The following is a 12,994-nucleotide window of genomic DNA, read 5'->3' as shown; positions in this document are numbered from 1 at the left end:
AATGGCTGGAAAAAAGAAAGCTGCAAAGAAAAAAGTACAGGACTATGTCATCGCCGATATCTCGCTGGCCGCGTTTGGCCGCAAGGAGATGGAGCTGGCGGAATATGAAATGCCGGGCCTGATGGCGCTGCGCGAAAAGTATGGCACTGAAAAGCCGCTCAAGGGCGCGCGCATCACCGGATCGCTCCACATGACGATCCAGACGGCGATGCTGATTGAAACCCTGCAGGAGCTGGGCGCGAAAGTGCGCTGGGCAAGCTGCAACATTTTCTCCACGCAGGACCACGCCGCTGCGACCATCGCCAAAACCGGCACGCCGGTGTTTGCCGTGAAGGGCGAGTCGCTGGAAGAGTATTGGGAATATACTGACAAGGTTCTCGACTGGGGCAACGGCAAGGGCCCGAGCATGATTCTCGACGACGGCGGCGACGCGACCATGTTTGTCCAAGTGGGCTACAAGGCCGAGCAGAACCCATCCATCCTCGACAAGAAACCGGGCAGCGAAGAAGAGGCCGTGTTCTTTGCTCAGCTCAAGAAGGCGCTGAAAAAGGATCCGAAACGCTTCTCCCGCATCGCCAAAGACATCCTTGGTGTTTCCGAAGAAACCACGACCGGTGTGCACCGCCTCTACCAGCTGGCTGAAAAGGGCGAACTGCTTTTCCCTGCGTTCAACGTCAACGACTCCGTTACCAAGTCCAAATTCGACAACCTCTACGGCTGCCGTCACTCGCTCGTCGACAGCATCATGCGTGCGACGGACGTCATGCTTTCGGGCAAAATCGCCGTGGTTGCAGGCTATGGCGACGTGGGCAAAGGCTGCGCGCAGTCGCTCGTGGGGCAGGGCGCCCGCGTGATCGTTACGGAAATCGATCCGATCTGCGCGTTGCAGGCGGCGATGGAAGGCTATGAAGTCGTGAACATGGACGACGCCGTTTTAATCGGCGATGTATTCGTTACGACCACCGGAAACTGCGAAGTGATTACCGAACGCCACATGAAAAAGATGAAGGACATGGCGATCGTCTGCAACATTGGCCACTTTGATTCCGAGATTCAGGTCGAGAAGATGAAGAAATACAAGTGGACGAACATCAAGCCGCAGGTCGACAAGATCACGATGCCGAAGGGCAACAGCATCATTCTGCTGGCCGAAGGCCGCTTGGTGAACCTCGGCTGCGCCACCGGGCATCCGAGTTTCGTGATGAGCAACAGCTTCACCAACCAGGTGCTGGCGCAGATGGAGCTCTATTGCAACCCGGGCAAGTATCCGATCGGCGTCTACACGCTGCCGAAGATTCTCGACGAAGAGGTGGCCCGTTTGCACCTCGAAAAGATCGGCGTGAAGCTGGATGCCCTGACCAACAAGCAGGCCAAGTATTTGGGCATTCCGAAGAACGGTCCGTTCAAGCCCGATCACTACCGGTATTAGGGTTGGAAGGCTGGATGGCTGGATGAATGGCCATTCGAAAAAGACGCGGTGCATAAGCGCCGCGTCTTTTTTTGTGGGTGGCTCTTCGTATATTTTTATGGAGGATGAGGACTTTTCGCAACTAAGGGGTCTACATTCGTTGCCACTAAAATCTGCGAAGGGCACACAAAAAAAGCGGCCGTTGGGCCGCTTTTCGTTTGTTGCATTCCGTGCAGGTTTAGCCAGCAGCGATGGCGTCGACCGGGCAGGAATCGGCGCATGCGCCGCAGTCCGTGCAGGTGTTTGCATCGATGACGAACTGGTCGTCGCCTTGCTTGATTGCTTCCACCGGGCAGGTGGACTCGCATGCGCCGCAGGAAATGCACTCGCTTGAAATTACATATGCCATGATTCTTCCTCCAATGGGTTAGTTGATTTTGTTGTTGCGTAAAACAGAGCAATATACCAGCAAAAATCTTGATTACACCCTCAATTGTGCCCATAAACATGTTTATATATAGATTCAATTCCAAAAAGGAACAGGCGCGCCGATGAGTGATATTTTAGATGAGCAGCAGTTGCCCGAAGAAGTGAGACAGTCGGTTGAGGAAGCTTGGCCCCTGTTTGTTGATTTTTTGAAGAAGAAGGATGCACGGGTCACCCAGGCGCGCAAGATCGTTCTAACCCAGGTATTTTCGCGCCACGACCATTTTTGCGCGGACGACTTGGCGGCGCAGCTTTCGAGCGGCTTGAACCATGTGAGCCGGGGAACGGTCTACCGCACGCTGGCCTTGATGGAGGAGGCCGGTTTGGTGCGGGTGATCCGCGATACCGATGTGCACGCCCATTATGAGCACACGTTCAACCACCCGCATCATGAACACATGATATGCGATAAGTGCGGAGATTTCATCGAGTTTTCCGACGAAAAAATCATGGAGCTGATTACAGAGGCCTGCAAGGAGAAAGGCTTTGTTGAACGAAACCACCGCATTGTGGTTTTTGGCTCCTGCAAAAGTTGCGCGGACGAATAGTCCGATCCGCTTGTTGGGAGCTGATTCTAATCCTGTTGCTGCTGTTGTGCGGCGGCGAGCTGCGCCTTGAATTCGCGGAGGTCGCAGGAGGGACATTGCACTTTTTCCCCTTTGTAGACCACGCAGTCGTGGCTTCCGGAGCATCCGGGCTGCTTTTTGCGCAGCGCGTTGATGAGCCCAAGGATGCTGAGCGGGATTCCAACCGCGATGAGGGCGACAATGAATTGTGTGATGAAAGAGGTCATATTTTACCTGTTAATTAAATTCTGCCATTCCGGAGCAACACTTGACACTTACCTCCCCCCGTTTAATACTGCAACCCTTTGTTTATGGAATGATTTGCCTGCGCCCCTGCGCGGATAACCGCTATATGGTTGATTTATGAGAAAAAAGAACCGCGAAGACAGCTCGAAGCGCGTTGCCGGAGGCTATGAAAACCTGCCCGTGAACTCCGAGTTCTACAGCGGGGCGCCGACCGAGGCGCCTCTGATTGAAGACCGTTCCGAGACGGAAAGCCGCCGTGTGCGCAAGACGGGCCGCCATCAGGCGGTGGCTGGGCGGCGCAAGGAGACCATCGATCCGCGCGAAAAGATGGCGTTGCTGGCCATCCTCAAGTCGGCCGTCATGATTTTGTTGCTGGTTATTGCGTTTTTCATGCTTCGCAAGGGCATCAATCTCTATGAGGAAAGCATTTGGATCGACAACCAGACTGTCGCCGAAACCTCGCCTGTATTGCGCGAGGTGGTTATGGTGGAGGATTTTGACATTCAGGATCAAAAGGCGCGCGAGCAGTTTGCTGAGCGGATCGAGCTCTGGAAGGAGGCCGACCGGTTGGTGCGCGTCGCCGATGCCCTTTTGCAGCGCAACAACTATGACCAAGCCATTGAGCGTTGCCAGGATGCGCTTCGTCTTGATCCGGCGCACATGGATGCGCTGGAGCGGTTGGGGGAGTTGTATTTCGCCAAGGAATTATATGTTGAGGCCGTCAATGCATATATCCGCTTGGTGAGCGTTGATCCATCGAGGGGGGATATTCAGCGACGATTGATTGAGGCGCTCGACGCCTACGGCGACCACCAGGCGGTTCGCTATATGGCCGAATGGTACCTCGAGGAAAACACTTCCGACGACGAGGTGGTTCGCCACCTTGCCAATGCGCTCTATGCTGAAGGGGAGTTTGTCGAGGCGGCCGAAGCCTATGGCCGGGTTATGGCCGGCGGGAAAAAGGACGTTCAGGCGCTGGAGATGCAGGCGGCTGCATACATGCAGGTCAAGGAGTATAACCAGGCGCTTGTTCCGTTGAGTTCACTCCACGACTTCAACTACCGGAAGCAGGGCTACTACAAGCAATTGGCCGTATGCTACGCCCAGCTGCTCGACGGCCCGGAAACGGTCCAGACGCTCGGTCGCGCCGCACAGCTTTTCGGACAGAAAATCGTGATGGGCTGGATGCAGGATCCCCTGCTCGATCCTGTGCGCGAAGACCGTTCCTTCCAGGCTTTTGCCGACCGCATCGGCGGCGAAGAATTCCGTCTTTGGCTGGAAAAGATGGCGTCCGCCATCGACGCTGCAGACGAGAAGCAACCGGTTGCCCCCATGCTGGAGATAAAGGGGCAGAATGCTTTGCAGCAAGATTTGCTGAAGCCGAAGCAATAGGGCGCATCCATCGCCGGACCATGAATATACTGTTCATATCGTTTGAGGAGGTTTCGCTGAGCCGGGGGAGTGTTCGCGCGGTCGCCATGTTGCGCGCCTTGGCCGATGCCGGGCACCGCGTTGATCTTGTTGCGCCACTCGCCGACCTGCCGGAGCATCCGCAAATCCGTGTTGTCGCCGGAAGCCGGAACAGGCCCATCCGCCGGCGCACGATGCGCATGCACTGCATGCGGGCTGCCAGCCGCGGTTCCTATGACGCTGTGCACGCCTTCGACGAAGCCGTCTTTTTTGCCGTGCGCCTTTCCCGCTGGAAAAAAATACCGCTGGTCTACGATGCGGCGCACCGTTTCTCCGGCTCGGGCGGGATTGGTCTGGCTGGAATATGGAGGCTCTTTCCCCGGCGTTTGCAGCGCATGGAGGCAAAGGTGCTCGGTCAAGCCACGGTCGTTTTTTCCTCCTGCGGGGCCCTTACAGCCGACCTGATGGGTATTGATAAAACGCTGGAAATTGAGCAGGTAGAGGATATTCCCTCCCAGTCGCTCTATCCCCGGCGTGCGGTTGAAAAAGAGATGCTGATCAAGCGGTTCGGCAAGCGCCCGGATGCGGTCGTTGTTTGCTGTCAGCTGCCCGGCGCCGCTTCAAGCCTGCGGGACGTGCTGATGGCGGCGCGCAAAGTGATCGACGCCATGCCGAATGCGGCGTTCTTTTTTCAGGGCGCCCAGTACGAGCAAGCCGGAAAGATGGCCGAGAGTCTGGATATTGCCGCCCGTTGCGCCTTTCTTTCCCCCGAAGAACCGGAAGCCTTCCTTTCTGCTCTCGAAATAGCCGATGCGATTTTCATGGCTCCCCAAAGGGGCGGGCGCTACATCCATCCGCTGGTTTACACGCTGCTCCATGCCGGCGCCCCCCTTGTCACCGTTCACGATACGGCCTACGACGAACTGCTTACCGATAAAACCTCCGTACATGTGCTGCCGAGCTCCGACGCCATTGCCGAAGGACTGCTCCGTGTTGCCCAGGAGCCGCTCTTTTCGCTGGCCGTCGCAACAGAAGGGCAACTGCTCGTTGCCCAGCGCTACACCTGCTCCAGCTTCAAACACAAAGTCCGCATGATCTATCATCGCCTCTCCAAAGCCGCGTCGTAGCTCTAATATGATCTTAATCTGATTAGTATCTCTCACCACCCGCTACGCTTGAGGCCTCGGAGGTTCACAGAGGCTTCGTAACAAATAATTCCTCCGCGTTCCTCTGTGTGCTCTGTGGTGAAAAGAAACGACGAGTTAAGTTAATTGCATATAATTCAGAGTGTTGTGTTTCCGCCTAGCACCATTGTGCCCAGTGGCTAGGCGTCTTTCTGTATGCGTCTTTTCGGCCACCGCATTGACAGGATTACGCAGAGGTGTTTTCGCGGGATGACTTCCAGCGGGCAGGCGTCCAATCGGCTGCTTCGGATTGATTCATCGTCGGCAAAGCCGTAAGGATTTCACGAAGGTAGACTGCCGGGTTGATGTCGAGTTTGCGGCAGGTTTCGATGAGGCTGTAAATGACTGCACTGGTCTGACCGGAGTCGGGGCTACCGAAAAATAGAAAGTTCTTTTTGCCGATGGCGGTGGGCCGGATGGCATTCTCGACGAGGTTGTTGCATATTTCGAGTTTGTCGTGTTCGAGGTAAAGATTGAGCGCATCCCAGCGCTCGAGGGTGTAGTGGATCGCTTTGCCGAAGTTGCTTTGCGGTAGTTGCCGGAAGCGCTCGGTTTCGAGGATCGATTTTATCTGTTCCAGGACGGGCGCGGAGTGCTCCTGTCGATAAGCAGCGCGGTCAAGATCGGGGTTGTCGCGTAGCTTACTTTCAACCCGATAAAGTTTGGCGATGAGTTTTACGACGTCCTCAGCGGTCGGGTTGCCGGGAACTTCCTTAAACTTGCGTCGGGCATGTGCCCAGCAGGCAGCATGAATGATCGAGGCCTTTTCTGCCGCATGTGATTTCTTGTTCAGCCAGCTGGTGTACCCGGCGTAGCCGTCGGTCTGCAGCAGCCCGGAGTAACCAATCAGCATCGAGTCAAGGCAGGTCGCCGCACGGCTGGCGTGCCATTCAAAGCGCACGCCGACGGCAGGCGAATGATAAGCCCATAGGTATCCGTTGGGACAGTAGTCCTTTTTCGGGTCCTGATATTTGATGAATGTTTCGTCGGCCTGAATGTATCCGCTCGCGCGGATTTCATTTCGAAGCGCTTCATAGATCAGCGATAACCACTGGGCAACTAGATACATCCATCCGCCCATGGTTTTTCGACTGATTTCAACGCCGAAGCGTTGCTTGAAGATCTGTTCCTGCCGGTAAAGCGGAAGATGATCGCAGTATTTACCAAGGATGATATGAAGAACAAGGCCGACCGTGGCGTAGGAGTTTTCAATCAGTTGCTTTGGAGCAGGTGCAATCAACGGGGCAACGGAACGGTCGTCACGCTTCTTGTATTTATTGCGGATGGTTACGATTTTAATGAATTGAGTCGGCGTGATATCGAGTTGTTCCAGGCGCTCTTCGCCGATCTTTTTGTAAAGCTCTGGATGGGCGATCACTTCATCCGGATCGATAATAATGGTTTCGGTCGGCAGATCTTTGGGGATGCGTGCATCGAGCCCCTTGCGCTTCCCTCGCTTGGATTGCTTTTGTTCCTCTTCGGCCAGTTCGGTCTTGGATTCGGCCAGATCCAAAGCTTCCTGCAGTTCGCGAAACTCTTCAAGTTCGAGCTCCAGCTGATCGGGACTGAGTTTTTCTGAACTACTGCCAAAGAGCCTCTTCATCAGGCATTGGACCTTCTCCTGAAGCAGGCGGTTTTCGGTTTTGAGCTGATCAATCTGCGAACGGGAAATTGCTTGTTCTTCCAGTAGCTGATTAAAATGTACCCGACTGTAAACCATGCGGCATATTATACCAAAACCGGTTCGGAAAAGGGGGCATCAAGATCGGAAATATTCAAAAAATTCAGCGTTGGTACCAAGGCTTTAACGAGCCTTGCTTTAGGTCGACTCCATCCAGCAGTAGCGCCAGTGCCTCGGGAGCCAGTGCAAGCTTTTCACTTTCGCCAATCCCCGTTGGCCAAGTAAAGCATCCCTGCTCCAGACGCTTGATCATCACCCACATGCCTGTTCCATCCCAATAGAGCGTTTTGATTCGGTTCCGTCGCCGATTCGTAAACACATACAGCGCTCCCGAACACGGATCCTCCTTCAACCGGTCGAGCACAACGCCATGCAGCCCATTAAAACTTTTGCGCAGGTCCACGGGCTCCACAGCCAAAAATACTCGCAATGATCCACTTAGGCCAAGCATGTCGCGGCCTCCCGGAACACATCGGCCAACTCCTTCGCTGAACCAACCGGCACGGTCACTTCGATGCCGTTGGGCAGATGGACGCTCACTTTGTTTCCCGGGGCAGAAGTATTCCCGAGTTCCACCTCGCAAAAAGACACCTCATTTTCGTCCCGCTCGATGCGCAGCCATCTGGCCAGCGTTTTGGAATTGAGATTCCATTCCCTGCAAAATGCCGCCTGCGTCAAATCCGACGATTTAAACTCCTCAATCAGTTCCCGGCGTTCTTCCTCGGTATATGAAGCCCGCCCCGGCGTAGTGTTTTCATTCGTATCCATACCCAACAAGTTATCAGGTATTGGCCTGGCTGCCTATGAGGTCGGGGAAAAGACGCATACGTCTTTCTGAGGTTGCTCCAGCCTAGGCCTGTTCTCCCTAGGCATGTGCCTCGCTGACTTTGTGGATAAGAAAGTATAAATAATACAAATAATAATATGGAGTAAACGTATTGTACTTGCAAAAATACGCAATACGTAAAGGAGGTCGCCATCGCCCGTACTGCAGCAAGCCTTGTGATCCGCCGTCCGCTGGTCGGTGTTGCGCTGAGCGTTGCTGCTGGCATGCTGCTCGGTGCAAGCGGTCTTTTCCCCTTCAGTTTTTTGGTCGTGGCTTCCGTGCTTTGCCTGCTGCTGGGCTTTCTGTTTCTTCGAAGGAGGTTTTCCAGTGTTTCGGTGTTCGGCTGCGTTGCAATGGTTGCCGCCTGCCGCTATGTGGCTGGGGCAGGGATTCCATCCGACGTAGAAGTCAGGCAGTTGTCGCCCGCGCTTCCGCTGTATGGAGTGGAGCTGATTGGCCGGATTGCGACCCAGCCTGTATATTATGCCTATCGCGATAGCGGGCGAGGATCGTGGGTGTTCCCGTTTGAATGCGAAGGATTAAACTTGTCTGGAGAGTGGAGGCGCCGGAGCGGTCGCGTTCAGGTCCGCATTGGCGGAGCGCCGCCTGATCTCGACATTGCATTTGACGACCGTTTGCTGCTTTCGGGCCAGCTGCGCAAGCGCCGCTACCCAGGCGGAGAACCAATCGAAATGGCTGTGCAGTCCATGGCTTGGGAGGAATTATCCGGCCCCCGGCGATATTATCCAAGAGTCTGGGGCCAGGCGCTCAGGGAGCGGGTGGCAGAAAGCCTCTCCAAAGGCATTGGGCGCTATCCCTCGCAACTGGCGGTCTACAAAGCGTTGCTGCTCGGCTACCGCAAAGCCGTCCCTTCCGCCATCAATGAGCAGTTTTCGCGGACCGGAACGATGCACATTTTTGCCATCTCCGGCCTGCATGTAGGGATGGCCGGCCTGTTTCTTACGATTGTGCTTCAGTCCATTGGGGTGCCTCGCAACTGGTGGGGTGTATGGCTGCTGCCGCTCCTGCTGCTCTACGTGGTGTCCACCGGCATGAAGTCCAGCGCGCTGCGCGCCGTGACGATGGCTTCCGTCTATTTCCTCGCGCCGCTTTTCCGGAGGCAGCCCGACGTGTCCGTCTCCATCGCCTTTGCCCTGATCCTCCTGCTGGGCTTCCATCCGGCGGAAATCCTTTCGGCCGGATTCATATTTTCCTTCATCGTGGTCAGCTTTATTGTCATGGGCTTCTCGGTCGTTCCGGAAGGGTTTGTTTACCGCGGACGCGGCTGGCTTAACGGCGCATGGGCCTACGTCGCTTCGCTGGGAATCACCTCCGTTGCGGCTTTCATTGCCTCCATGCCGTTGACGTCGTTGTACTTTGCAACGTTTTCGCCGGTCTCGTTGTTCGGCAACCTGATCGTTGTACCCCTGACCTTCTGTATCGTCCTATGCGGCTGGCTCTCCATCGTGCTGCCCGTAGCGTCCGAAGTTTTCAACTATGCGGCGCTGGCCTTCATCGACGGCCTCCTCGGATCCACCGGTTGGCTCGCCCAACTACCGGGAGCCTGCTGGTCCGTCGCCCGCCCTCCGCTGCTTGCCTCATTCCTGTGGTACGCCGGCTGGATCCTGTTGCTCGTCCACGCCCGTAACCGCGACCAACGCAAAGTCGCAGCCTTCCTCCTCCTGCTCGCCCTCGCGACCGCCCTTGCTCCCGTCATTTTACCAGGTTAGGAAAGTTCCGCCTCGAATTAGATGCAATGGACCAGGCGCGGTAAAATTTAAACGCAAAGGCGCGAAGTGCGCGGAGTCCCGCAAAGCTTTGTGTTGATAAAAAAACTTGTCAGGAAAGCGACCCGAAGCAAAGGCAGCGACGATATTTAGTTCACCTTAAAATGCCCGATCCATTTGCCGAATATATAGCTTTCTGATTTGGCATCCCATAATCCGATCCAATACCAATTATCCCATTCAGGGACCTGAAAATTGAAAAATCCCGATCCATCGTAGGGAGCAAATTCGGTGTACCAGTCGCTGGCAGAATCATCCCAAATGCAAATTGAATAGTCTCCGGTTACCGCCGGTATCGACATGCGCTCTAATGGCAGTCCGACCGTTCCTGCATGCGTTGAGATACCAGCCAAAATCAATAGTGAGAAAATAAATAGTTTCATCTTAATCCTTTATTTCGAGGTTACTCCGGCTTTATGTATTCAATGGAGCTGTCATGAATTAGTGGCCATTGCCCCGTCTTTTCGTCCAGTATTCTTATTCTAAGCCAATACAAATGGGTTGGATCAAGGTTCTGGATAACAAGCTCATCCGGCTCATACATGTGTCCAAAGGAAATATATTCATCAGCAGTTTCGTCATACAGATAGCAATCCAGCCACTGGCCTTCAAATCCGGTTAGCGGGAAAATAATTTCATCCAATGAGTGGACAGTTACGGTCTTATCGTTGGTTGTTCCGGCTGTTTCTAGGGCGGTTAATGCTGGCGCCGAAGGAACGTTCTTGATGATTGCCACCAGCTCGATGGCCATTCCTTCGAAGAAGGCGGTAAGCGTCGCCGTCTGGTCGGAGTCGATGAGTCCGGTGTAGAGCCAGCCAGCGTGGTTGTACGGGTAGAGGGTCATGGAGGAAGACGGAGAGGATAGTCCCCACGAAGGATCGACCGCCTTTTGCGTCCCGTCGGAATAGGTTGCCGTGCAGGTGTATGCCTGCCAAACATCCTCGTTTAGCTGGGTTGGACCGTTTATTTCCAGCCCGCTCAGCGCCGGCGCCGGAGGAACGGTTTTGATGGTGGCCCTCAGTTCGCCGGCCATTCCCTCGAAGGCGGCTCTCAGCGTAACGGTCTCGCCGATATCGGTCAGCCCGGTATGGAGCCATCCTGAGGCGTTGTAAGGGGTGATGGAGGAGGAGAACGCGGGTGAGGCCAGGGTCCACGAGGGGGTTACCGCCTTTCGCGATCCGTCGGAATAAGATGCGGTGCAGGTGTATTCCTGCCATTCATCCTGGTTCACGTTGGTGGGCCCGGCTATTTCCAAGCCGGTCAAGACCGGGTCCGTAGGAACGCTCGTGATGGCAGCCTCCAGTTCGGCGGTCCTTCCGCCAAAGGAGGCTGCCAGCGTAATGGTCTGGCCGACGTTGATGAGTCCGGTGTAGAGCCATCCCGAGTCGATCAAGGAGGAGGAAGAGGGGGAGGAAATGCTCCACGAAGGCTGCACCGCTCTTTGCGATCCATCGGAATAGGATGCCGTGCAACTATAAATCGTCCAGCTTCCCTTTTGAACCTCGGCCGGGCCGTTAATCTTAACGCCCGTCAGAACGGGTTCCGACGGCACGTTCTTAATGGAAGCCTCCAGCTCGACGGCTGCTCCCTCGAAGAAGGCGGAAAGCGTTACCGTCTGGTCGGAATCGATGAGTCCGGTGTAGAGCCATCCCTCGTGACCGTATGGATAGAGGGTCATGGAGGAAGAGGGGGAGGATAGTCCCCACGAAGGATCGACCGCCTTTTGCGTCCCGTCGGAATAGGTTGCCGTGCAGGTGTATGCTTGCCAAACATCTTCGTTCAGCTGGGTTGGGCCGTTTATTTCCAGCCCGCTCAGCGCCGGCGCCGGAGGAATGATCTTGATGGTTGCCCTCAGTTCGCCGGCCATTCCCGCGAAGGCGGCTCTCAGCGTAAGCGTCTGGCCGATATCGGTGAGTCCGGTATTGAGCCATCCCGAGGCGTTGTACGGGGTGATGGTGGACGAGAACGCGGGGGAGGCCAGGCTCCATGAAGGGGTTACCGCCTTCCGCGATCCGTCGGAATAAGCTGCGGTGCAGGTGTATTCCTGCCAGGCATTCCGGTTCACGTTGGTGGGCCCGGCTATTTCCAGTCCGATCAATGCCGGGGCTGCAGGACCGCTCGAGATGGTGGCCTCGAGCTCGTCGGCCAATCCGCCAAAGGTGGCTGTCAGCGTAATCGTCTGGCCGGCGTCGATGAGTCCGGCGTAGAGCCACCCCGAGTCGATCAAGGAGGAGGAAGAGGGGGAGGAGATGCTCCACGCAGGAGACACTTCCTTTCGCGATCCGTCGGTATAGGATGCTGTGCACGTATAAACCGTCCAGCTTCCCTTTTCAATCTCGAGCGGGCCGTTAATCTTAACGCCCGTCAGAACGGGTTCCGACGGCACGTTCTTAATGGAAGCCTCGAACTCGATGGCCATTCCTTCGAAGAAGGCGGTAAGCGTCGCCGTCTGGTCGGAGTCGATGAGTCCGGTGTAGAGCCAGCCAGCGTGGCTGTACGGGTAGAGGGTCATGGAGGAAGACGGAGAGGATAGTCCCCACGAAGGATCGACCGCCTTTTGCGTCCCGTCGGAATAGGTTGCCGTGCAGGTGTATGCCTGCCAGATGTCCTCGTTCAGCAGGGTTGGGCCGTTTATTTCCAGCCCGGTCAGTGCCGGCGTCCAAGGAACGTTCTTGACGGTTGCCCCCAGCTCACCGGCCATTCCCTTGAAGGCGGCTTTCAGCGTAACGGTCTCGCCGAAGTCGGTGAGTCCGGTATTGAGCCATCCCGAGGCGTTGTACGGGGTGATGGAGGAGGAGAACGCGGGGGAGGCAAGGCTCCATGAAGGGGTCACCGTCTTTCGCGATCCGTCTGAATAAGCTGCCGTGCAGGTGTATTCCTGCCAGGCATTCCGGTTCACGTTGGTGGGCCCGGCTATTTCTAAGCCAACCAATACGGGCACCGGAGGAACGTTCTTGATATCGGCTTCCAGCTCGGCGGCCATTCCCCCAAAGACGGCGGTAAGCGTAATCGTCTGGCCGACGTCGATGAGTCCGGTGTAGAGCCACCCCGAGTCGAGCAAGGAGGTGGAGGAGGAGGGGGAGGAGATACTCCATGCAGGAGACACTTCCTTTCGCGATCCGTCGGTATAGGATGCCGTGCAGGTATAAATGGTCCAGCTTCCCTTTTCAATCTCGAGGGAACCATTGATCTCAATGCCAATCACTAGTGGTGATGGAGGAGGGCCTGGCGGGTGAGGGCTCAATGCTTCGGCACCCACTGCGAAAAATAAAGTCGTGATGATCGCGATGCGCCACGACGACAACCCTTTAATTTTTTTGTTTAAAAATGTCATCAAGTTTAATGTCTCGTAAAAATGGCCATATATGATTTGTTTCTAGCCCATATATTTCGCTTTTGG

At 55.5% G+C, this 12,994-nt stretch carries 12 protein-coding genes; 5 read left to right on the top strand and 7 right to left on the bottom strand.

Annotated features, from left to right (window positions below):
- Position 1 precedes the first annotated feature (1 nt).
- Positions 2 to 1,429 (top strand): adenosylhomocysteinase, encoded by a 1,428-nt coding sequence (gene ahcY / locus SCARR_RS16305; protein ID WP_136062731.1) that lies wholly within the window; start codon positions 2 to 4, stop codon positions 1,427 to 1,429.
- A gap of 217 nt (positions 1,430 to 1,646) precedes the next feature.
- Here the strand turns inward: ahcY and SCARR_RS16300 are convergent, their stop codons facing one another.
- Complete coding sequence (locus tag SCARR_RS16300) at positions 1,647 to 1,817, bottom strand: DUF362 domain-containing protein (RefSeq protein WP_136062730.1); 171 nt, start codon at positions 1,815 to 1,817, stop codon at positions 1,647 to 1,649.
- A gap of 142 nt (positions 1,818 to 1,959) precedes the next feature.
- Here SCARR_RS16300 and SCARR_RS16295 point away from each other — a divergent pair, with 142 nt between their 5' ends.
- A complete protein-coding gene (locus SCARR_RS16295; protein ID WP_136062729.1) occupies positions 1,960 to 2,442 on the top strand; it encodes a Fur family transcriptional regulator in 483 nt (160 codons plus the stop codon).
- Positions 2,443 to 2,468: 26 nt separating this feature from the next.
- On the opposite strand, the gene SCARR_RS16290 is transcribed toward SCARR_RS16295, so the two are convergent.
- Positions 2,469 to 2,687: a hypothetical protein gene (locus SCARR_RS16290; RefSeq protein WP_136062728.1), complete on the bottom strand. Its 219-nt coding sequence runs from the start codon at positions 2,685 to 2,687 to the stop codon at positions 2,469 to 2,471.
- Positions 2,688 to 2,823: 136 nt separating this feature from the next.
- Here SCARR_RS16290 and SCARR_RS16285 point away from each other — a divergent pair, with 136 nt between their 5' ends.
- Positions 2,824 to 4,098, top strand: a complete 1,275-nt coding sequence (locus SCARR_RS16285) for a tetratricopeptide repeat protein (protein ID WP_136062727.1) — start codon at positions 2,824 to 2,826, stop codon at positions 4,096 to 4,098.
- Positions 4,099 to 4,118: 20 nt separating this feature from the next.
- Positions 4,119 to 5,243, top strand: a complete 1,125-nt coding sequence (locus tag SCARR_RS16280; RefSeq protein ID WP_168433371.1) for a glycosyltransferase — start codon at positions 4,119 to 4,121, stop codon at positions 5,241 to 5,243.
- Positions 5,244 to 5,487: 244 nt separating this feature from the next.
- Here SCARR_RS16280 and tnpC read toward each other — a convergent pair whose 3' ends face one another.
- From tnpC to tnpA, 3 genes are all read right to left on the bottom strand, one after another.
- Positions 5,488 to 7,020, bottom strand: coding sequence for an IS66 family transposase (tnpC, locus tag SCARR_RS16275; protein ID WP_136062725.1), 1,533 nt, complete (start codon positions 7,018 to 7,020; stop codon positions 5,488 to 5,490).
- Positions 7,021 to 7,084: 64 nt separating this feature from the next.
- The gene (tnpB, locus tag SCARR_RS16270) at positions 7,085 to 7,432 is read right to left on the bottom strand and encodes an IS66 family insertion sequence element accessory protein TnpB (protein WP_136060241.1); all 348 of its coding nucleotides are present in this window, start codon (positions 7,430 to 7,432) and stop codon (positions 7,085 to 7,087) included.
- Positions 7,420 to 7,749: an IS66 family insertion sequence element accessory protein TnpA gene (gene tnpA / locus SCARR_RS16265; protein ID WP_136060242.1), complete on the bottom strand. Its 330-nt coding sequence runs from the start codon at positions 7,747 to 7,749 to the stop codon at positions 7,420 to 7,422. The genes tnpB and tnpA overlap by 13 nt, the downstream gene beginning before the upstream one ends.
- Before the next feature lie 234 nt (positions 7,750 to 7,983).
- Between tnpA and SCARR_RS16260 the strand changes: the two genes are divergently transcribed.
- A complete protein-coding gene (locus SCARR_RS16260; protein WP_136062724.1) occupies positions 7,984 to 9,537 on the top strand; it encodes a ComEC/Rec2 family competence protein in 1,554 nt (517 codons plus the stop codon).
- 146 nt (positions 9,538 to 9,683) lie between these two features.
- Here the strand turns inward: SCARR_RS16260 and SCARR_RS16255 are convergent, their stop codons facing one another.
- Together SCARR_RS16255 and SCARR_RS16250 are read right to left on the bottom strand one after the other, a co-directional pair.
- Positions 9,684 to 9,977, bottom strand: coding sequence for a hypothetical protein (locus SCARR_RS16255; RefSeq protein WP_136062723.1), 294 nt, complete (start codon positions 9,975 to 9,977; stop codon positions 9,684 to 9,686).
- A gap of 20 nt (positions 9,978 to 9,997) precedes the next feature.
- Positions 9,998 to 12,928 (bottom strand): hypothetical protein, encoded by a 2,931-nt coding sequence (locus tag SCARR_RS16250; RefSeq protein WP_136062722.1) that lies wholly within the window; start codon positions 12,926 to 12,928, stop codon positions 9,998 to 10,000.
- Between the last annotated feature and the right edge of the window lie 66 nt (positions 12,929 to 12,994).

The sequence above is a fragment of the Pontiella sulfatireligans genome, assembly GCF_900890705.1.
Lineage (GTDB): Bacteria > Verrucomicrobiota > Kiritimatiellia > Kiritimatiellales > Pontiellaceae > Pontiella > Pontiella sulfatireligans.
The sequence above is the reverse complement of the archived record's forward strand: the minus strand, read 5'-3'. Positions and strand labels throughout refer to the sequence as shown.